Here is a 20,859-nt window from a genome sequence, read left to right as displayed (position 1 = left end):
GCACTTAACCTTCACGAACCACACTCCCCCATTGTTTCAACCGCCCTGAGCAAAACTGCCCAAGGCCAAATCCAGGCCCTGATAACCACCAAGGTATTGTGCATACGCCACTTGGAACCACCAGCGCTCAGCGAGTTGCCTAGCAGCCGGATGGCTAACTGATTTCCCGACGAAACGGCGGCAAGGCATTGAGAATCGACTTGCCGTAGCGCTGAGTAACCACACGCCGATCGAGCAGGGTAATAATGCCGCGATCCGCTTCGGTGCGCAGCAGTCGGCCGCAGGCTTGCACCAGACGCAGCGAGGCATCCGGCACGGCGATTTCCATAAAGGGATTGCCGCCGCGCGCTTCGATCCATTCGGCCAACGCCGCTTCCACCGGGTCGTCCGGCACGGCGAAAGGGATCTTGGCGATCACCACATGCTCGCAGTAGGCGCCCGGCAGATCGACACCTTCGGCAAAGCTGGCCAGGCCAAACAACACGCTCTCCTCACCGCTGTCGACCCGCGCCTTGTGCTTGTTCAGGGTTTCCTGCTTGGACAGGTTGCCCTGGATAAACACCCGCTTGCGCCAGTCGCGTTCCAGGCCATCGAAGACCTCCTGCATCTGCTTGCGCGAGGAAAACAGCACCAGGGTGCCGCGCGAGCCCTCAACCAGACCAGGCAAGTCGCGAATAATCGCCGCCGTGTGCGCCACAGCATCACGTGGATCGGCGTTCAGGTTGGGCACCCGCAGCACACCGGCGTCGGCGTGATGGAACGGGCTCGGCACCACGGTGGTAACTGCCACTTTCGGCAAGCCGGCGCGCATGCGATAGCGATCAAAGGTGCCTAGCGCCGTAAGGGTCGCCGAGGTCACCAGGGCGCCATAGGCAACATTCCACAGGTTACGCCGCAGTGTTTCGGCGGCCAGGATCGGGCTGGCATTGACCTCGATATCGAACAGCGCACCGCTGTCGGCCAGGGTCAGCCAGCGCGCCATCGGTGGGCTTTCCTCCGGGTCTTCGGCAGTAAAGGCCAGCCACAGCTCCCAGTTGCCCTTGGCCCGCGCCAGCAGGCTGCCGAACAGTGGGTACCATTCCTCGGCCTGATGGCTGGCAATACCGACAGCGCCCTCACCATCCATGGCTTCCTTGAGCTGTTCGGTTACCCCCGTAAACAGATCATTGAGCTTGGAAAAGCCCTTTTTCAGTTCCAGGCCTAACTCGGTCAAGTGCGCCGGCACCACGCCGCCGACAAAGCGATGGCGCGGCCGCTCGCGGCCCTGCATATCCTCGCCCGGTTTGAAATCGGCCACCTGCTCGCAAGCGGCAAACATAAATTGCTGCTGGGTTTTGAGCTCCCGCGCCAGTTCCGGCACCTGCTCGATCAGCCTGCCGAGATCCCCGGGCAGCGGATTTTGCGCCAGCAACTTGGTCAGGTTCTTGTCGATCTGAGTCAGCCAATCGGCAGTCGAACGAAGGCGGGTGAAGTGGGCGAAATGGCCGATGGCCTTGTCCGGCAGGTGATGGCCTTCGTCGAACACGTAAAGGGTGTCGCGCGGGTCCGGCAGCACCGCCCCGCCGCCCAGCGCCAGGTCGGCCAGGACCATGTCGTGGTTGGTGACGATCACGTCGACCTTACCCATGCCCTCGCGGGCCTTGTAGAAGGCACACTGCTGAAAGTTCGGGCAATGGCGATTGGTGCATTGGCTGTGATCGGTGGTCAGCTGCGACCAGCGCGTGTCTTCCAGCTCTTCTGGCCAGCTGTCGCGGTCGCCGTCCCATTTATTGCCGGCGAGTTTTTCAATCATGGTGGTGAACAGCTTCTGGCTCTGCTCGTCCACATCGATCTTGAAGCCTTCTTCCTCGAACAGCTGAGCGGTGGCGCTTTGCGCCTGGCCTTCCTGCAGCAGGATATCCAGCTTGGACAGGCACAGATAACGCCCCCGCCCCTTGGCCAGGGCGAAGCTGAAATTCAGCCCGCTGTTGCGCATCAGGTCAGGCAGATCCTTGTGCACGATCTGCTCTTGCAGGGCGACGGTGGCCGTGGCGATCACCAAACGTTTGCCCGCAGCTTTGGCAGTGGGAATCGCCGCCAGGCTGTAGGCCACAGTCTTGCCCGTACCGGTGCCGGCCTCAACCGCCACTACTGCGGGATCACCCAGGCGCCGGCCCTCGTCGTCCGTCTTGATCGCACCCAGCACCTTGGCAATTTCAGCAATCATCAGGCGCTGGCCATAACGCGGCTTGAGCGACTTGGCTTCGAGAAAACGGGAATAGGCGCCCTGGATCTGGGACTTGAGTTCGGTACTGAGCATGGGGTCTGGGCGCGAAAAGGCTGGATAAATTTTCAGTGTTTGTAATCGGCGGCTATCATAGCGCGCTAATCGATCCAGCGCTGAACCGCTTAACCAACAGGAGTGCCTGCATGACCCCATACGCCTTCGTCTACAGCCTGCACCTGCTCGCCGCCCTGATCTGGGTCGGCGGCATGTTCTTCGCGTGGATGATCCTGCGCCCAGCAGCCGTCGCCGCACTGGAAGCCCCGTCTCGCCTGAAACTCTGGCTGGAGGTCTTTCCGCGGTTTTTCTACTGGGTCTGGGCGGCGGTGATTGTGCTGCCGGTGACCGGCGTGGGCATGCTGCACCTGCGCTTTAGCGGCTTCGATACAGCGCCGCGCTACGTGCACATCATGATGGGACTGTATATCGCCATGCTGGCGCTGTTTCTGCGGATTCAGGCACTGCAACTACCTGAACTGCGCCGCGCTGTGGCGGCGGAGGATTGGCCGAATGGCGGCGCCGTGCTTGGGCGCATTCGTCGGTTGGTCGGCATCAACTTGCTGCTGGGGTTGCTGGTGGTGGCAATCGCCGGCGTGCGTCCCTCGTTCTAAGCGCGTTAAAGCAACCGCTGCCCGAGAGCAGCGGTTAGCACCGCGCAATGGCTTAGAACTGCACGACATTCAGCGCGCCTGCCGGGCCTGCCTCACCGGCACGCCCGGCCTGCCCTGGCTTGCCGTCGCGTGCACCATCAGTGCTGTATAACCAGCAGCCCTTGCTCACGCCGCCTTGGCCGCCCGCACCTGGCGCGCCCGGCTGACCGCCGTTGCCACCATCCAGACGCACCTGTAACTGCTCAACCGGGAAGCCTTGCGGGACTTCCAGGCGCACCTGCGCACCAGCAGCACCCGGCTGGCCGTCACCACCATTCAAGCCATCATGGCCGCGACTGGCTTCACCCCAGGTGCAGCCACCTGGTTTGCCATCGGCACCAGCAAGGCCGGCATAGCCAGGCGCACCGGTACCGCCGCGGGCATCCAGCAGCAGGTTTTCCAGGGTCACGGCTTGCAGGCGCAGGCTCAGGTTACGCCCCGGCAACGCCGGCTTTTCAGCACTGCCCTGGGCACCGCGCGCACTGATCTGTGCGCCACTGGCAATCTCGGCGGTTTCCACTTCAAGGCGCAGCGCCTGATCACTGGGGGCAATCGCCAGACGTGCGTCGCGGCCCAGGGTTAGCTGTGCCACGCGAATTTCGGTCAGGCCAGGAGGAATCAACAAGGTACCGTGATCGGCAATCTGCAGACGGTCCAGCAGTAAAACACTGGTGTTGCTCGGCAGACGCATAACCGCGTGGGAATCGACTTCAATTACCGCCTGGGCCAATGCCAGTGGGCTGAACAGCGCAGCGAGGACGAACAGCTTACGCATTTTCGGCCTCCATCTGCAGCGCTTGCTCAGGCTCAGACTCGGCTACTGCGGCTACTGCGGCTACAGCCGCTTGCTCAGCTGGCAGTCCAAGCAGCTGAAAAATGCCGAACAGCATAACTTGCACACGCTCTAGCGCCGGCTTGGGGCAAGCGGCGATGCGCTTGTCAAAAAACCACAGCTCAAGCGCATGGATCAGCAGAATAAAAGCCCCGGCGCCGTTCAACAGCAGCGCGAAAGGTTGTGCAAAGGGTTGCAGCAGATTGGCCAGGACGACGCCCCAGAACAATGCCGTCAGCACCTTACCTAACGTCAGAAATGTCTTCATATCCGCCCCCGGCAGTTTTTTATTTCGCTGCACCTTATCTGCTTTGGGAGTGTGCTGCCAGAAGACCAGTAAAAACCATGGAGGTCGAACGCCTTCACAGCTTTTACTGGGTTACAACTGCCCTCTCGCTGGCAGGCCGTTGCGAACCCGGAAGGTGGGTTCGCAACGGCCTGCCAGCGCATCACATCAGCTAGGGTCGCGCTTCGACTTCTGCTTCAACACGACGATTGATGGCCCGCCCGGAGTCGCTGTCATTATCAGCCACCGGCCGCGACTCACCGTATCCGACAGAGGAGACCCTGCCACTGTCGATGCCATGCTGATTGACCAGCACATCACGCACCGCATTGGCGCGCCGCTCAGACAGCCCCTGGTTATAGGCATCACTGCCTACAGCGTCGGTATGTCCTTCAACGGTTGTGGTGGTTTGTGGGTACTGCTTCATAAAGTCGGCAAGGCTCTTGATATCGGCCTGGCTGTCTTCTTTAACATCGGACTTGTTGAAATCGAACTTCACATCCAGCTCTACCCGAACCGAGTCCACAACTTCGATGGGCTCAGGCTCTGCTTCGGCAGGCGTACTGGCATATTCCTTGATCGGACAGCCGTTGTGATGCACCGGCGTATTAGGAGGGGTTCCTGGGCAACGGTCACGACGGTCAAACACGCCGTCATCGTCTTCATCACCATCCTGGGCATAACAAATCAGCGTACCAATGACCGCACCGGCCACGGCTCCACCTGCTGCCCATGTTGAACTTTCGATTGCGCCCAGACCAGCACCGGTCAGACCGCCAATTGCACTGCACAGGGGCCAGTTCCCTTGGTTGAGCGGCGCATCTCCCGTACTGGAAGTTGTGACGCAACCTGAAAGAACACTGCTGACCAAGAGAATGGGGGCTACCCCCATCATGGATCTAACTCTCATGGTAGAAATCTCCTGTAATGCCGGCTACTGCCGGTAACTAAGGAGTAAAGACCTACCCTTCAAGCTGCACAAGCCAGACCCCGGAGGGTCTGGCTTGTTTTCTTCAGAAAGTCTGGGATCAGACGATCAAGGACGAGCTTCTACTTCTGCTTCTACGCGGCGGTTGACGGCACGGCCGTCAGCGCTGGCGTTGTCCGCAACCGGACGACTTTCGCCATAGCCCACAGCGTTAACGCGATTACTGCCTACGCCGTACTGGTTAACCAGTACATCACGCACCGCATTGGCACGACGCTCGGACAGGTTTTGGTTGTATGCGTCGCTACCCACGGAGTCGGTATGACCTTCAACCACTGTGGTGGTCTGTGGGTACTGGGTCAGGAAGTCAGCCAGGTTTTTGATATCGCCGTAGCTTTCTGGTTTGACCTGGGCCTTGTCGAAGTCGAATTTGACGTCCAGCTCAACGCGCACTGCCTCGGCTGGTTCAGACACCACAACTTCTTCAACTACCACTTCTTCAACCACAACAACCTGCTCATCGCTGGCGCCATGCACCCAGCAATATGCAGCGGCCATACCGGCACCAACTACTGCACCGCCACCGGCCCATGTAGAGCTTTCAATAGCGCCCAGAGCAGCACCGCCCACACCGCCGATCGCGGCACAGGTTGGCCAATCCGTTTTCTGCAGCCCGGCACAACCGGTCAAAAAGGTACTCGCGACAATCAGGGGTAATGCTTTCCTGGTGATGCTCATATATACGTCTCCTATTGGTAAATCGGCAAAAACCGATACTGACGAAGTAAAGACGCCAGTAACAAAATATGCCAGAGAATATGCAAACGCATTACTAGCACAATCCGCACTAGGCCGCGTTACTGCTGCACGTTAGTCTTTGCGCACTTGAGCGAGGAGCCGTTATGTCTGCAACCCCGTCCACCCGAACACCCCAGCAAGCCCTTGCCGCCCTGTTGGCACGCTACACGCCAGAACGCCTGTTGGTAGTCGGTAGCCGAAAACTACCTGCGATTGATGCATTTATCCAGGCCCATCCAAACTGCCATTTGATTCATGCAGACGCAGGAGCACTGCCCAATGATGTGGCCGCGCAGCGTTTCGATCTGGCGTTGATCGTCGATTGCCTTGAGCATCTGCCGAAACGCACCGGACTAGAGCTGCTTGGTGGCATTCGCAACCTGAATGCCAGCCGAATGGCGGTACTGGTCGACCTGCAAGCCTGTGACTGGCAAGAAACCGACTTCTTTGCACTGGCCCTGCAGGCCAGCGAGTGTTTCCAGCGCGATGAACAGACACTCAACCTGTTCACCTATGACCTGCTCGACTACAAGCAAGTACCTGACTGGCTGAACGCCAAGTTCTGGGCCAACCCGGAAAACTTCGGCAAGTACTGGTGGTAAAGCCATGAGCAGCACCACCTGCCCCTGCGGCAGCGGCCAACTGCTGACGCTCTGCTGCGGCCGTTATCACGCAGGTACTCCGGCACCCAGCGCCGAAGCCTTGATGCGCTCACGCTACAGCGCCTACGCCTTGGGACTGATCGATTACCTGGTGCACAGCACACTACCGGCCCAGCAAGCCGGCCTCGACCAGGACGCCATCCAAACCTGGAGCCTGGGCAGCACCTGGCTCGGGCTTGAGGTCGAGCAAGCGCAGCTGATTGAGGGCGAACCACAGCACGCCTATGTCACCTTTACCGCGCACTGGCGTGATGAAGGCGGCGTGCACAGCCACCGCGAACGCTCGGCATTCGTGCGCAATAGCGGCAGCTGGTATTTCATTGACCCAACTGTCGAGTTGAAACTAGGCCGCAATGACGCCTGCCCCTGCGCCAGCGGGCAGAAGTTCAAGAAGTGCTGCTCAAGCTATTTTTGATGGCTTAGAGGGCCATTTGCGCAGAGAGCAGCAAGTCACGGCTCCCTGCGCCGCGCGGGCTAATCCTGCAATTTCAGATGGGAGATATCCGGTGGCGGCCCGGCCGGCGCTTTTTTCGCCTCGCCCATATCACTGCCAGGCGGTGCCAGGCTGAACTGCGACAGATCCAGGGCCGGGGCCTGCACCTGCGGCTTGCCGTCCTGCACATCGTCACCCAGCGGCGCAATGCCAAAATCCGGCGCATCGACGTCTGCAAACGCAGCCATATATTCATCACGCGGCGCGACCTGCAGGCGCCCCGCAGGCTGACTGCTGGCCGGCTGCACAGATGCCGCAACCGGGGCGGCAACTGGCGTTGTGGCGGCAGCGGGTGGTGCGGCCAATTCGATTTCTTCGATCTCATCATCCAGGCAGGCCACTTCGGCCACAGCCCCAGCGCGCTCCAGCGTCGAGCGGTACTTTTCCGCCCCGGCCGCATCCAGGTTGCTTTTGATCACGATACGCCGCCCCGAGAACAGCAGCGCCAGGCGCTGCTCATCCGCCTGGAACAGCTTGGCCAGGTTGGCCTTCACCAACTCCAGCTGGGCACCCGGAACCAACTGCGCACTGAAGGCAATTTCGTAGCGAGCCATGGTCATACTCCTGTCCTATTCGTTGCTCAGTATGGCGCAGGTTTTTTTACCGTCACAACAGGTTGCAGCCAAGCACTTGCTTGTTACACTGATGCGTCATTCGGAGTATGCAATGTTTTATCAGGCGCAAACGATAAGAATTCTCAGCCTATTGATGTTTTTTGGCCTCCTGTCGGGCCTTAGCGGTTGTTCCTCTCCAGGTGATCTGAAGTCGCCCGAAGTTCGTCTCGTTAAAGTCGACGTGGTTAAAGCCAAACTGTTGGAGCAGCAGTTCACGCTGCGCTTTCGCATCGATAACCCCAACAATTTCAGCCTGCCAGTGCGCGGGATGGATTACTTGGTGCATCTGAACCAGGTCAAACTGGCTGAAGGCGAATCCAATGTTTCATTTACCGTGCCTGCCCACGGCCATCACAACTTCTCCATACCGGTGCGCACCAACCTCTGGCGTCACCTGCGGCAGATCGTCAAAGCCCTGGAAAAACCCGATCAACCCATCCCCTATCGTCTGCAAGGCGCAGTAAAAACTGGCTGGCTGTTCGGACAGAGCGTGCACATGTCGCGCAATGGCGAGATAATTCCCGGCGATTACATCCCGGAGTAACTCGCATGACCCAGCAAGAACACGTCCACGGCCCTGACTGCAATCACGACCACGATCACGCGCACCAGCATGATCACGGCCATGTACATGGCCCGCATTGCAATCACAGCCATCAGGAACCTGCGCGCAACGCCCTAAAAGACGTTGGCCGCAACGACCCCTGCCCGTGCGGCAGCGAGAAGAAATTCAAGAAATGCCACGGCGCATAAGCCTGCGATGAACAACCTCACTCTACTCGTCCTGATCGGCAGCGGCGTATTGATTGCCGCCTTGGCACTCTACGCCCTGCACCTGTGGCGGCGCGTCTGGGCCCAGGAAAAAGCCCAGGCTGCAGCGCTCAACACCCAGCGCGAACGCATTGGCGGTGACCTTCATATCCTCGCCAGCAGCTTGCTCGAGGGTCAGTTGCCGCTGATCGAGGGCGCCATTCGGATCAAGGTGCTGTTGGACAACTACGACAGCCGCCTTAGCCAGGATCAGCGCTGTGAGGTTTTTCACCTGCTGTTCGCGGCAACCGCCCAGGTGCCGACCCACGCCGAGTGGAAGGCCCTGGAGAGAAACGTGCGCCGCCAGCATGAGCAACACTTCAGCGAACTCGAGTTACAGCACAAGGCAGCTGCTCGCGCCGCCGCCCGCTGGCTGCTTGATGAAGCCCTGCCGCCCCTGCGCAAAAGCGCCTGATTCGCCCGCCACGCGCCTTGTCAGGCTCATGGCGGCTGGCTAACGTAGTACGTCCGCACCTGCGCGCCCACGCACCTGGAAAGCGCACACCCCAACCGACCGTTTTCCACCCGCAAGGAGCCTGCTGCATGCTAGCGCGCGCGTTACGCCCCATGGCCCACCTCAGCCTCGCAGCCGTATTAACGGCCGTCGTCACGCTCACGGGCTGTCAGTCACTTCTGAACAGCCGTTACAGCGACAGCGTGCACCCGGATCAAGGCATCGTCCGGGTCAAGGGCCTGGCGCAAAGCGTAGTAATCCGCCGCAACCCCCTGGGCATGCCGCTGATCGAAACCACCACCTTCCATGACGCGCTGTTCGCCCTCGGCTATGTGCATGCCAGCGACCGCCTCAGCCAGATGGTCGGCCTGCGCTTGATGGCCGAGGGCCGCCTGGCCGAAATGGCCGGCCCCGGCGTGCTGGAAATGGACCGCTTTATGCGCGCGGTCAACCTGAAGAAAAGCGCCGAGGTGCTCTACAGCAACGCCTCGCCGCGGATCAAACGCTTCTTCGAGGTCTATGCCCGCGGGGTCAACGCCTACCTGTTCCGCTACCGCGACAAGCTGCCAATGGACCTGGCCGAATCCGGCTATCACCCGGCGTACTGGAAGGCCGAGGACTCGGTGCTGGTGTTCTGCCTGCTGAACTTCGGCCTGGCAGTCAATCTGCAGGAAGAAATCGCCTCACTGGTGCTGGCACAAAAAGTCGGCAGCGAACAGCTGGCCTGGCTACTGCCAACCTACCCCGATGAGCCGTTGCCACTGGAGGAAGCCGCCAAACTCAAAGGGCTCGATCTCAAGGGCCAACTGGCCGGCTTGAGCGATGTCAGCGCAGCCGTCAGCCAGTTTGCCGATGCGCATATGCTCGGCGTAGCGGCGTCCAACAACTGGGCCTTTGCCCCACAGCGCACACGCAGCGGCAAAAGCCTGCTGGCCAACGACACCCACCTGCCGCTGTCGATGCCCTCGGTGTGGAATTTCGTGCAGATCCGCTCACCCAAATACCAGGCCGCAGGCGTGTCGATTGCCGGCGTACCCGCCGTGGTAGCCGGCTTCAACGGCAAGCTGGGCTGGGGCATGACCATGGTCATGGGTGACAACCAGGATCTGTTCCTCGAACAGGTCAGACGTCAAGGCGGCCGCCTGCACTACCTGGCCGACGGCAAATGGCTGCCCACACTGGAGCGCCAGGAAACCTTCTTTATCAAAGGCCAGCGGCCAATCCGCGAAACCATTTTTGAAACCCGTCACGGCCCGCTGCTGAACTCGGTACTGGGCGAACGCAAGCACATGCTGCAACCCATGCAACTGAGCAGCGGCTATGGCCTGGCACTGAAAACCACCCAATTCGAAGCAGACAAGACCCTGGATGCCTTCTTCGACCTGTCGCGTGCCCAGTCGGTCGAGCAGGCCTTTGAGGCCACCCGCGAAGTGCGCGCCATGCCGCTGAACATCGTATTTGCCGATGCGCAGCATATCGGCTGGCAAGTCACCGGACGCTTCCCCAACCGCCGTGCGGGACTGGGCCTGATGCCCTCCCCCGGCTGGGACAGCCAGTACGCCTGGGACGGTTTCGCCGACCCGATGCTGCATCCCTATGACCAAGACCCGCCAGAAGGCTGGCTCGGCACCGCCAACCACCGCACCGTACCGCGTGGCTACGGCATGCAGCTGTCCAACTCCTGGTTCTACCCCGAGCGCGCCGAACGCATCGCTGCGCTGGCAGCCACCGGCAGGCATGACACCCAGAGCATGATTGCCATGCAGTACGACCAGACTTCACCTTTCGTGGCCAAGCTGCAGAACATGTTCAGCGCACCAGGCATGGCTGAAGGCCTGCAAGCCGCTATCGATGCCCTGCCGACAGCAGAGCGCAGTAAGGCCCGCGAAGCGCACAGTCGGCTGATGAAGTTCGACGGCAAAATGGCCGCCACTTCGGCGGATGCCGCGCTGTACAGCGCCTTCCTCTACCAGAGCGCACGCGAAACCTTCCTCGACGAACTCGGCCCGGACAGCACACCTGCCTGGAAAGCGCTGGTCGAAACCGCCAACAGCTCCTACTCCGCCCAGGCCGACCATTTGCTGGGCCGTGACGACAGCCCGTTCTGGAACGACACCCGCACCGCACAGCATGAAGATAAACCGACCATCCTGGCGCGCAGCCTTGCAGGCGCCGTCACCCTGCTGGAAAGCAAGCTGGGTAGCGAACGCAGTGCCTGGCAGTGGGGCAAGCTGCACACCTACAACTGGACCACCGAAACCAGCCAACTGGCGCAATACATGAGCGCCAGCCAACGCACCAGCATCAATGCCATCAAGGGTTATCTGGATCGCGGCCCCTACCCGGCGGGCGGTGATCACAGCACGCTGAACGTGGCGGCCTACAACTGGGGCGAGAACTTCGACACCTGGCTGATTCCGGCCATGCGCATCGTCGTCGACTTCGGCCGCGAGGAACCACTGATCGGTCTCAACAGCTCCGGGCAGTCCGGCAACCCCGCCAGCAAACACTACGCCGACGGCATCGATGCCTGGCTCAAGGGCAGCTATATGAGCTTCCCCTTCCAGTCGCAAAACCTCGACAAGGTATATGGCACTAAGCGCCTGCTGCTGACGCCAGCGAACTGAAGCAAAGCCAAGACTGAACGACCGCTCGTCGGCCGCCACTGAACCAATTCAGCGGCGGCCGCTCTGAGAAAGTGGACTTACTCCATAGATCATCATCGTTTTAGGGCGCTTTTAGCGCCCTTTCTTTTGCCCGTAATTCCTCGACGCCCCTCAGTCCATCGCTGCGCGAGGCGTAAAACTTCTCCAGGCAATTTTTTATGGCCTGCCATCCCTGGCGGCCACCCTACGGGCCATCGCTGCGCGACGTTAAAAATTGCTCCAGGCAATTTTTTGCCTGCGACTCGCCCCACTTCTACAGACATGCAGCTCTAGCGTGCACTTTGCAGCCAGTTCAACGTAAGCTTTGCGCCTTGATAGCGCTTGATGCCATACCGCCGGATATTGCTGCCGCGCGACCGCACAAGCCATGTGTTCTGCTCCCAGTGAGGACTTTGAAATGAGCAATCGCCAAGCCGAAATCGCCGCAGCCCTCGATGTGGTGCCGCCTTTCGCAGATACCGCCGCGCTGGTGGCGCAGATCGACAAGCGCAAGGCCTTTATCAAGCAGTGCCTGCGCAACTCCGGCCTGAAAGTGCTGGTTCTGGGCATCAGTGGCGGCGTCGACTCCCTCACCGCAGGGCGCCTGGCCCAGCTTTCTGTGGAAGAGTTGCGCAGTGAGACCGGCGATAATGCCTATCGCTTTATCGCCGTACGCCTACCCCACGGCACTCAGCATGACGAGCAAGACGCTCAAGACTCACTGAAATTTATTCGCGCCGACGAAGAAGACACAGTAAATATCGCGGACAGCGTACTGGGCCTCGGCGAGCAGGTGACTCACCTGCAGAAACTCAGCGATGCCCGTCGCGACTTCGTTACCGGCAATATCAAGGCGCGCATCCGCATGGTCGCCCAGTTCGCCATCGCCAACGCCAACAACGGCCTGGTGATCGGTACCGACCACGCCGCCGAGGCTGTTATGGGGTTTTTCACCAAGTTCGGTGACGGCGCCTGCGACCTTGCCCCGTTGTCCGGCCTGGTCAAGGGCCAGGTGCGCGCCATCGCCAAGCACCTCGGCGCCCCGGAAAACCTGGTGTTCAAGGTGCCCACCGCCGACCTCGAAGAACTGCGCCCCGGCAAGCCGGACGAGGAAGCGCATGGCGTCAGCTACGCCGAAATCGACGCCTTCCTGCACGGCCAACCCGTGCGCCAGGAAGCCTACGACATCATCGTGCGCACCTATGACGCCACTCGCCATAAACGCGAACTGCCGCTGGTTCCCTGAGTTTCTGAGCCCCATGAAAAAGCCGGGAAATACCCGGCTTTTTCATTACAGCGACCGATCAAGCCCTGGGCAGGGTCACACCCAGCTGGCCCTGATACTTGCCACCGCGGTCTTTATAAGACACTTCGCACGCCTCATCGGACTGCAGGAACAGCATCTGCGCCACGCCTTCGTTGGCGTAGATTTTCGCCGGCAAAGTGGTGGTATTGGAGAATTCCAGGGTCACGTGGCCTTCCCACTCTGGCTCCAACGGGGTGACGTTGACGATGATGCCGCAGCGCGCATAAGTGCTCTTGCCCAGGCAGATGGTCAGCACGTCGCGGGGAATGCGGAAGAACTCCACGGTGCGCGCCAGGGCGAAGGAGTTCGGCGGGATGATGCAGACATCGCTTTTCACATCGACAAAGCTCTTCTCATCGAAGTTCTTCGGGTCGACGGTCGCCGAATTGATGTTGGTGAACACCTTGAACTCATCGGCGCAGCGCACATCGTAGCCGTAGCTGGAAACGCCATAGGAAATCAGTGGCTGGGCGCCCTCGGCACGTACCTGCCGCTCGACAAAGGGCTCAATCATGCCGTGCTCTTGAGCCATGCGGCGAATCCACTTATCCGATTTGATGCTCATGGCGTCTGTCCTGCTATAGCGAAGGGTGAAAAGTGCACGCATCTTACCGGGGCCGGCGACTGGGTTCAAAGTCTCTTGAGCCAGCGCGGCACGCAAAACGGCAAACAGTCTGTCTGTCGCTAAATAACAGAAAGATGCACAGAGCATTCGCGCTTAGCGTTAAAAGCGAGTATGGTTGTTTCACTGTGCTGCATGTGTCACCGCGAATCGCTACTTGATGCCTAGATTTCGATCCAAACATCGTCCGACTCCTAGTACTCGTTGCACTCAGTCCCGGCCTGGGCTTTTCCAGGGCTGTTAATAAATTTGTTAGGAGACATAACATGTCGAATCGTCAGAATGGCACCGTCAAGTGGTTCAACGATGAAAAAGGCTACGGCTTCATCACCCCACAGTCCGGTGACGACCTCTTCGTACACTTCAAAGCTATCCAGAGCGATGGCTTCAAGAGCCTGAAAGAAGGCCAGGCAGTGACTTTCGTCGCTACCCGTGGTCAGAAAGGCATGCAAGCTGAGGAAGTTCAGGTTGTATAACCTGCACTAACCCCGCTTGAGAAAAAGCCCCGCCTAGTGCGGGGCTTTTTTTATAGGCATCTACTTTTATCAGCGCACGATGCGGCGCACTCGCGTGCGCCACCGCCGAATCAATCTTCGCTGATTACAATGTTCGGCATCGCCTGCTGCGCAGCGCCCTGAGCGATACGTGCACCCACGTTACGCGCCGTTTCCTGATAGATCATCGCGATCTGGCTTTCCGGGTCGGCGATGGTAGTTGGCTTGCCGCCATCGGACTGCATACGGATGGCCATCGACAGCGGCAGCGAGGCCAGCAGGTCGACGCCAAACTGCGCCGCCAGTTTCTCACCACCGCCTTCACCGAACAAATGCTCGGCATGCCCGCAGCTCGAGCAGATATGCACGGCCATGTTTTCCACCACGCCGAGCACCGGGATATTTACCTTGCGGAACATTTCCACGCCCTTCTTCGCATCCAGCAAGGCCAGATCCTGCGGTGTGGTGACAATCACCGCGCCGGCCACCGGCACTTTCTGCGCCAGGGTCAGCTGGATATCGCCGGTGCCTGGCGGCATGTCGACCACCAGATAATCCAGGTCATCCCAGGCGGTCTGGGTGATCAATTGCAGCAGCGCACCAGAAACCATCGGGCCGCGCCAGACTACCGGGGTGTTCTCGTCGGTGAGAAAAGCCATGGACATCACTTCCACACCATGGGCCTTGAGCGGCACAAACCACTTCTGGTCCTTCACTTGCGGCCGCGTGCCTTCCGGGATGCCAAACATGATGCCCTGGCTCGGCCCATAGATATCCGCATCGAGGATGCCGACCTTGGCCCCTTCGCGCGCCAGTGCCAACGCCAAGTTGGCGGCGGTGGTGGACTTGCCCACCCCGCCCTTGCCGGACGCCACCGCAATCACGTTTTTCACATTGGCCAGCGCCGGCACCTGATCCTGCGCCTTGTGCGCTTCGATCACGCAGTCGACCTGCACCTGCGCCCGCTCGACGCCCTCAAGGTTTTCTAGGGCCATCTGCAGCATCTGCGCCCAGCCGCTCTTGAACAGCCCGGCCGCATAACCCAACTGCAGACGCACCTTGACCTGCCCACCCTGGATATCCACTTCACGCAGGCAACCGGCGCTGACCGGGTCCTGATTCAGGTGCGGGTCAGTGTATTGGGACAAGGCGGCTTCGACCGCTGCGCGGGTAACGACACTCATGGAAGGCTCCGAAAGGCTGAGTAAAGCAGGCGGGCATATTACCCCAGGCTAACTCCATAGGCGCACACCGGCAGGCATTGCCCGCGCAAGGGTGAAAAATATCCGCCGCCCCTATATAGTTGCCGGCTTCCCTGAGTTACCAGTGCAGCCGATCCCATGAGCCAAGCCCGCAAGATTCTCGTTACCAGCGCCCTGCCCTACGCCAACGGTTCGATCCACCTTGGCCATATGCTCGAGTACATCCAGACCGACATGTGGGTGCGTTTCCAGAAGCTGCGCGGCAATCAGGCCATCTACGTCTGCGCCGATGATGCGCATGGCTCGGCGATCATGCTGCGCGCCGAGAAGGAAGGCATCACCCCGGAACAGTTGATCGCCAATGTGCAGGCTGAACACACGGCCGACTTTGCCGATTTCGGGGTCAATTTCGACAACTACCACTCCACCCACTCGGACGAGAACCGCGAGCTGTCGGCGGCCATCTACCTGAAGCTGCGTGACGCCGGGCATATCGCCACCCGCTCGGTGACCCAGTACTTCGACCCCGAAAAGGGCATGTTCCTCGCCGACCGCTTTATCAAAGGCACCTGCCCCAAGTGCGCGGCGGAAGACCAGTACGGTGACAACTGCGAAAAATGCGGCGCCACCTACGAGCCGACCGAGCTGAAGAACCCGCGCTCGGCGATCTCCGGTGCCGTCCCTGAACTACGCGACTCCAAGCACTTCTTCTTCAAGCTGCCGGACTTCGAGGCCATGCTGAAAAGCTGGACCCGCAGCGGCGCATTGCAGGACGCGGTAGCCAACAAGATCGCCGAATGGCTGGATTCCGGTCTGCAGGAATGGGACATCAGCCGCGATGCACCGTACTTCGGCTTCGAAATTCCCGACGAACCGGGCAAATACTTCTACGTCTGGCTGGATGCGCCGATCGGCTATATGGCCAGCTTCAAGAACCTCTGTTCCAAGCGCCCGGAGCTGGACTTCGACGCGTTCTGGAACAAGGATTCGACCGCCGAGCTGTACCACTTTATCGGCAAGGACATCGTCAACTTCCACGCCCTGTTCTGGCCAGCCATGCTCGAAGGCGCAGGCCTGCGCAAGCCAACCGCAGTGGCCGTGCACGGCTATCTGACGGTCAACGGGCAGAAGATGTCCAAATCGCGCGGCACCYTTATCAAGGCGCGCACTTACCTGGATCATCTGAACCCCGAGTACCTGCGCTATTACTACGCCGCCAAGCTCGGCCGTGGCGTGGATGACCTCGACCTGAACCTGGAAGACTTCGTACAGAAGGTCAACTCGGACCTGGTCGGCAAGGTGGTGAATATCGCCAGCCGCTGCGCCGGCTTTATCCACAAAGGCAACAACGGCCTGCTGGTGGCCGGCAATGCCGCACCCGAGCTAACTGAAGCCTTCCAGGCCGCCGCACCAAGCATCGCCGAAGCCTATGAAGCACGCGACTTTGCCCGTGCCATGCGCGAAATCATGGCCCTGGCCGACCGCGCCAACGCCTGGATCGCCGACAAGGCGCCCTGGTCCCTGGCCAAACAGGACGGCAAGCAGGACGACGTGCAGGCCATCTGCGCTCTGGGCGTGAATCTGTTCCGCCAGTTGGTGATCTTCCTGAAACCAGTGCTGCCGCAGCTGGCCAGCGACGCCGAGGCCTTCCTCAATGTCGCGCCGTTGACCTGGGACGATCACCAAACACTGCTGGCCAACCACCAACTAAACCCGTTCAGCGCCCTACTGACCCGTATCGAGCCTGCGAAAATCGACGCCATGATCGAAGCCTCCAAAGAAGACCTGGCCGCCAGCGAAGCCGCCCCAGCAGCAGCCGGCAACGGCGAGCTGACTAAAGACCCACTGGCAGCCGAAATCGCCTTCGACGCCTTTGCCGCGGTCGACCTGCGTATCGCCCTGATCGAGAAATGCGAGTTCGTTGAAGGCGCCGACAAGCTGCTGCGCCTGACCCTGGATATCGGCGATGCCAAGCGCAATGTGTTCAGCGGTATCAAGAGCGCCTACCCGGACCCGAGCAAGCTGGAAGGCCGCCTGACCCTGTATGTGGCCAACCTGGCCGCGCGCAAGATGAAGTTTGGCATCAGCGAAGGCATGGTGCTGGCCGCCGGCCCTGGCGGTGAAGAGATTTACCTGCTCAGCCCAGACAGCGGTGCCAAGCCGGGTCAGCGGGTCAAATAAACCTGCGACCCAATAGCGCAGCCACTCTGATCAGGCTGCGCTAGCCTTATGGCAACACCTCAGGAAGGCTGATCCGGCTTGTATGGCAGGATCGGCTTACCGATAATAGCCACCCCTTTCCTGCGGCCTTTGCCCGTCCATTCACGGAACCTGCAATGACCGAACTCGCCTTGATCATGGTCAGCGCCATCCTGGTCAACAACTTCGTGTTGGTCCAGTTCCTTGGCCTGTGTCCTTTTATGGGCGTCTCGAAGAAAATCGAGACGGCTATCGGCCTGTCGCTGGCCACCACCTTCGTGCTGACCCTGGCCGCCATGTGCAGCTACCTGGTGCAGCAGTACGTGCTCAAGCCGCTGGATATCGAATACCTGCGCACCATCAGTTTTATTCTGGTGATTGCCGTGGTGGTGCAGTTCACCGAGATGGTGGTGAACAAGACCAGCCCGCTGCTTTACCGCGTACTGKGCATCTTTCTGCCACTGATCACCACCAACTGTATCGTTCTGGGCGTGGCCCTGCTCAACGCCAACAAGGCCGAATTCACCTTTATCACCGCCACCGCCAACGGCTTTGCCGCCGGCCTCGGTTTCTCCCTGGTACTGGTGCTGTTTGCTGCCATGCGTGAACGCATCGCCATCGCCGACGTGCCGAAATCCTTCCAGGGTGCGGCCATCGGCATGATCACCGCCGGGTTGATGTCCCTGGCCTTTATGGGCTTTACCGGGCTGATCAAGCTATGAGCCTGGTGCTGATCGCCGTTCTCGCCCTGCTCACCCTGTGCCTGGTGGCCGGTGCCATCCTCGGTTTCGCCGCCGTGCGCTTCAAGGTCGAAGGCAACCCGATTGCCGAACAGATCAATGCCCTGCTGCCGCAAACCCAGTGCGGCCAGTGCGGCTATCCGGGCTGCAAGCCCTACGCCGAGGCGATTGCCGGCGGCGACAAGATCAACAAGTGCCCTCCCGGCGGCGAAGCCACCATTCAGGCCCTGGCTGACCTGCTCGACGTTGAAGCCGAGCCGCTAGACGCCGTAGAAGGCGAAAAACCGCAAATGGTCGCCTATATCCGCGAAGCCGAATGCATCGGCTGCACCAAATGCATTCAGGCGTGCCCGGTGGACGCCATCGTCGGCGCGGCCAAACAGATGCACACGGTGATCGTCAGCGAGTGCACCGGCTGCGACCTGTGCGTCGAACCCTGCCCGGTGGACTGCATCGACATGATCGAAGTGGGCAGCACCGTGCAAAGCTGGAAATGGGAAAAACCCCTGCTGCCCGGCCAACTGATTGCCAGCGACCGGGAGCAGGCAGCATGAGCGCATTGCACAAGGCTGAAGCACTGATCTGGGATATCCCTGGCGGCATTCACCCGGCCGAGCGCAAGGAGTTGTCCAACCGCACGCCGATCCAGCCGGCGCCGCTGCCCAAGCGTCTGACGCTGCCGCTTAACCAGCATATCGGCGCGCCCGCAGAACCTGTGGTCGCCGTGGGTGAGCGCGTGCTGAAAGGCCAGCTGATCGCCGCTGCCACGGGATTTGTCAGCGTACCGGTGCACGCGCCGACCTCCGGCACCGTGAGCTTTATCGGCCCGCAGCCTTACCCGCACGTATCGGGCATGCTCGCCCCGGCCATCGTGATCGACAGCGATGGGCTGGATGAATGGATCGAGCTGACCCCACAAGCTGACTATCGTCATCTTGAAAACAGCGCCCTGGTTGAGCTGGTTCGCCAGGCGGGCATCAGCGGTCTCGGCGGTGCGGGCTTTCCCACGGCGGTGAAGCTCAACGCGCGGCCGACGCAGAAGATCCACACGCTGATCATCAACGGCACCGAGTGCGAGCCCTATATCAGCGCCGATGATCTGCTGATGCGCGAGCGCGCCAGTGAGCTGATCAGCGGCATCGACATTCTGGTGCAGCTGATCCAGCCGGATCAGGTGCTGATCGGTATCGAAGACAACAAGCCCGAAGCCATCGCCGCCGTTCGCCATGCACTGGCCGAGCGCAGCTATCAGCTCAAGGTATTCCCCACCAAGTACCCGTCCGGTGGCGAAAAGCAGCTAATCCAGATTCTTACTGGCGTGGAAGTGCCGAGCGGCGGCCTGCCGGCGGATATCGGCATGCTCTGCCAGAACGTCGGCACCTGCGTGGCCATTCATAACGCGGTGATCCACGGCAAACCGCTGATCTCACGCATCACCACCCTCACCGGCGAAGCCCTGGCCCGGCCGATGAACGTCGAGGTACTGCTCGGTACCCCGGTGGGTGAACTGCTGGAGTTTGCCGGCCTCGACCGCAGCAAGCTGAACCGCCTGATCATGGGCGGCCCGATGATGGGCTTTACCCTGCCCGACTTCGCCGTACCCGTGATCAAGACCACCAACTGCCTGCTGGCCTCGACCACCGCCGAGCTGCCACCACCGCCGCCGGCTATGCCGTGCATCCGCTGCGGCGAATGCGCCGACGCCTGTCCGGCCAGCCTGCTGCCGCAGCAGCTGCACTTCTTCGCCATCGGCCAGGAGCATGAACAGCTCAAGGCGCATAACCTGTTCGACTGCATCGAGTGCGGCGCCTGCGCCTATGTCTGCCCGTCGAGCATTCCTCTGGTACAGTACTACCGCGCTGCCAAGGGCGAGATTCGCGACCTGGAACAGAAGCAGCTCAAGGCCGAGCAGTCGAAACAACGCTTCGAGCTGCGTCAGGAACGCCTGCGCCGCGCCGAAGAACAGAAGGAAGCCGAACGCCAGGCCCGCGCTGCCAAAGCAGCCCAAGCCAAGGCAGCTCAGGCCCAAGCCGCACCCGCTGCAGCCAGCAGCGATGCAGCAGCGGCCAAACCGGCCGGTCTGAGTGACGAGCAGAAGAAAATCAAGATCGAAGCCAGCATGGCGCAAGTCGCTCTGAAAAAGGCCGAAAAGCAGCTGGCAACCCACGCCAGCCCCGAGCTGCAGGCCCAGGTCGACGAGCTGCGCAGCGCAGCAGCCATCGCCCAGCAAGCGCTCGACAGCGCCATGGCCGCCAACCCGCCTGCCCCGGCTGCTGCCCCAGTTGCCGACGATGGCGCACTGAAAAAAGCCAAGATCGACGCTGCCATGCTGCGTGCCCAAGTGCGCAAGCTGGAAAAACTTGAAGCGCCAAGCGACGAGCAGCAAAGCGAATTACAGCAACTGCGCAGCCAGCTGGAAGCTGCCGAAAAACTGCTGGCCAGCCTGGAAGCCCAGGCACCGACCGCTCCGGTAAAAGCGCCTGATGCAGAAGCCCCCGACCCGCTGAAAAAAGCCAAGATCGAATTGGCGATGAAACGTGCCGAACTGAAAAAAGCCGAGAAAGCTGGCAGCGATGAAGCCGCGCTTGGCAGCCTACGCGAAGCATTGGCGGCCGCCGAGCAGGCGCTGCACCAGGCCGAGGACGCATCCGGCAAGCCCGCGCCAGAGCTGGTGCGCACGGACAAAAAGCCGATCGATGAAACTACTCGCGCGCTGAAGACCGAAGTGGCCTTTGCCCGCGCCGACCTGCGCAAACTGGAGCGTGATGACAGCAGTGCAGCCGATGCCCTGGCCACCGCGCGCCAGCGCCTGACAGACGCCGAACGCCAATTACAGGAACACGCAGGCAGCTGATAACAGC

Annotated in this window: 20 protein-coding genes and 1 pseudogene; 13 read left to right on the top strand and 8 right to left on the bottom strand. The window is 60.7% G+C overall.

The features are described 5' to 3' along the window. Nucleotides 1–154: 154 nt before the first annotated feature. The gene (gene dinG / locus P3C18_RS18050; protein ID WP_275963178.1) at nt 155–2,299 is read right to left on the bottom strand and encodes an ATP-dependent DNA helicase DinG; all 2,145 of its coding nucleotides are present in this window, start codon (nt 2,297–2,299) and stop codon (nt 155–157) included. A gap of 110 nt (nt 2,300–2,409) precedes the next feature. On the opposite strand from dinG, the gene P3C18_RS18045 reads away from it, so the two are divergent. After that, entirely contained in the window at nt 2,410–2,874 is a 465-nt protein-coding gene (locus P3C18_RS18045) for a CopD family protein (protein ID WP_275963177.1), read from the top strand. Nucleotides 2,875–2,926: 52 nt separating this feature from the next. Here P3C18_RS18045 and P3C18_RS18040 read toward each other — a convergent pair whose 3' ends face one another. The 4 genes and pseudogenes from P3C18_RS18040 to P3C18_RS18025 form a co-directional block, all read right to left on the bottom strand. Further along, nucleotides 2,927–3,688: a collagen-like protein gene (locus P3C18_RS18040; protein WP_275963176.1), complete on the bottom strand. Its 762-nt coding sequence runs from the start codon at nt 3,686–3,688 to the stop codon at nt 2,927–2,929. Further along, on the bottom strand, nt 3,681–4,013 hold the full coding sequence (locus tag P3C18_RS18035; RefSeq protein WP_275963175.1) for a DUF1145 domain-containing protein: 333 nt from the start codon (nt 4,011–4,013) through the stop codon (nt 3,681–3,683). The genes P3C18_RS18040 and P3C18_RS18035 overlap by 8 nt, the downstream gene beginning before the upstream one ends. A 190-nt stretch (nt 4,014–4,203) precedes the next feature. Next, nucleotides 4,204–4,941 (bottom strand): OmpA family protein, encoded by a 738-nt coding sequence (locus P3C18_RS18030; protein ID WP_275963174.1) that lies wholly within the window; start codon nt 4,939–4,941, stop codon nt 4,204–4,206. A 126-nt stretch (nt 4,942–5,067) separates the two neighbouring features. Continuing rightward, nucleotides 5,068–5,421, bottom strand: a pseudogene (locus P3C18_RS18025) (OmpA family protein); the annotation flags it as partial. Between the two features lie 440 nt (nt 5,422–5,861). Here P3C18_RS18025 and P3C18_RS18020 point away from each other — a divergent pair. Both P3C18_RS18020 and P3C18_RS18015 read left to right on the top strand, forming a co-directional pair. Further along, a complete protein-coding gene (locus tag P3C18_RS18020) occupies nt 5,862–6,359 on the top strand; it encodes a DUF6231 family protein (RefSeq protein ID WP_275963173.1) in 498 nt (165 codons plus the stop codon). A gap of 4 nt (nt 6,360–6,363) precedes the next feature. Continuing rightward, complete coding sequence (locus tag P3C18_RS18015; protein ID WP_275963172.1) at nt 6,364–6,834, top strand: YchJ family protein; 471 nt, start codon at nt 6,364–6,366, stop codon at nt 6,832–6,834. A 59-nt stretch (nt 6,835–6,893) separates the two neighbouring features. Here P3C18_RS18015 and P3C18_RS18010 read toward each other — a convergent pair whose 3' ends face one another. Further along, nucleotides 6,894–7,466 carry a hypothetical protein gene (locus tag P3C18_RS18010; protein ID WP_275963171.1) on the bottom strand — a complete coding sequence of 191 codons (573 nt, stop codon included), beginning with the start codon at nt 7,464–7,466 and terminating at the stop codon, nt 6,894–6,896. Nucleotides 7,467–7,578: 112 nt separating this feature from the next. Between P3C18_RS18010 and P3C18_RS18005 the strand changes: the two genes are divergently transcribed. From P3C18_RS18005 to nadE, 5 genes are all read left to right on the top strand, one after another. Further along, complete coding sequence (locus P3C18_RS18005) at nt 7,579–8,070, top strand: LEA type 2 family protein (RefSeq protein WP_275963228.1); 492 nt, start codon at nt 7,579–7,581, stop codon at nt 8,068–8,070. Between the two features lie 5 nt (nt 8,071–8,075). Next, nucleotides 8,076–8,279: an SEC-C metal-binding domain-containing protein gene (locus tag P3C18_RS18000; RefSeq protein WP_275963170.1), complete on the top strand. Its 204-nt coding sequence runs from the start codon at nt 8,076–8,078 to the stop codon at nt 8,277–8,279. Between the two features lie 7 nt (nt 8,280–8,286). Further along, on the top strand, nt 8,287–8,751 hold the full coding sequence (locus tag P3C18_RS17995) for a DUF2489 domain-containing protein (protein WP_275963169.1): 465 nt from the start codon (nt 8,287–8,289) through the stop codon (nt 8,749–8,751). Nucleotides 8,752–8,879: 128 nt separating this feature from the next. Beyond that, complete coding sequence (locus tag P3C18_RS17990; protein ID WP_275963168.1) at nt 8,880–11,417, top strand: penicillin acylase family protein; 2,538 nt, start codon at nt 8,880–8,882, stop codon at nt 11,415–11,417. Nucleotides 11,418–11,853: 436 nt separating this feature from the next. Then, nucleotides 11,854–12,681, top strand: coding sequence for an ammonia-dependent NAD(+) synthetase (nadE, locus tag P3C18_RS17985; RefSeq protein WP_275963167.1), 828 nt, complete (start codon nt 11,854–11,856; stop codon nt 12,679–12,681). A gap of 58 nt (nt 12,682–12,739) precedes the next feature. Here nadE and dcd read toward each other — a convergent pair whose 3' ends face one another. Further along, the gene (dcd, locus tag P3C18_RS17980) at nt 12,740–13,306 is read right to left on the bottom strand and encodes a dCTP deaminase (protein WP_090384763.1); all 567 of its coding nucleotides are present in this window, start codon (nt 13,304–13,306) and stop codon (nt 12,740–12,742) included. Between the two features lie 323 nt (nt 13,307–13,629). Between dcd and P3C18_RS17975 the strand changes: the two genes are divergently transcribed. Next, entirely contained in the window at nt 13,630–13,839 is a 210-nt protein-coding gene (locus tag P3C18_RS17975) for a cold-shock protein (protein WP_090242762.1), read from the top strand. Between the two features lie 110 nt (nt 13,840–13,949). On the opposite strand, the gene apbC is transcribed toward P3C18_RS17975, so the two are convergent. Beyond that, nucleotides 13,950–15,041 (bottom strand): iron-sulfur cluster carrier protein ApbC, encoded by a 1,092-nt coding sequence (gene apbC / locus P3C18_RS17970; protein ID WP_275963166.1) that lies wholly within the window; start codon nt 15,039–15,041, stop codon nt 13,950–13,952. A 156-nt stretch (nt 15,042–15,197) separates the two neighbouring features. Here apbC and metG point away from each other — a divergent pair, with 156 nt between their 5' ends. The 4 genes from metG to rsxC all read left to right on the top strand — a co-directional run bounded on the left by metG (nt 15,198) and on the right by rsxC (nt 20,852). Beyond that, nucleotides 15,198–17,240, top strand: coding sequence for a methionine--tRNA ligase (gene metG, locus P3C18_RS17965; protein ID WP_275963165.1), 2,043 nt, complete (start codon nt 15,198–15,200; stop codon nt 17,238–17,240). A gap of 155 nt (nt 17,241–17,395) precedes the next feature. Further along, complete coding sequence (gene rsxA, locus P3C18_RS17960) at nt 17,396–17,980, top strand: electron transport complex subunit RsxA (RefSeq protein ID WP_275963164.1); 585 nt, start codon at nt 17,396–17,398, stop codon at nt 17,978–17,980. Further along, entirely contained in the window at nt 17,977–18,552 is a 576-nt protein-coding gene (gene rsxB, locus P3C18_RS17955) for an electron transport complex subunit RsxB (RefSeq protein WP_275963163.1), read from the top strand. Before rsxA ends, rsxB begins: the two co-directional genes overlap by 4 nt. Beyond that, complete coding sequence (gene rsxC, locus P3C18_RS17950; RefSeq protein ID WP_275963162.1) at nt 18,549–20,852, top strand: electron transport complex subunit RsxC; 2,304 nt, start codon at nt 18,549–18,551, stop codon at nt 20,850–20,852. Before rsxB ends, rsxC begins: the two co-directional genes overlap by 4 nt. The last annotated feature ends 7 nt before the right edge of the window (nt 20,853–20,859 follow it).

The sequence above is a fragment of the Pseudomonas sp. 1928-m genome (assembly GCF_029269135.1).
In the GTDB taxonomy this organism is placed as follows: Bacteria; Pseudomonadota; Gammaproteobacteria; order Pseudomonadales; family Pseudomonadaceae; genus Aquipseudomonas.
This window is presented reverse-complemented; position numbering and strand designations above follow the sequence as displayed.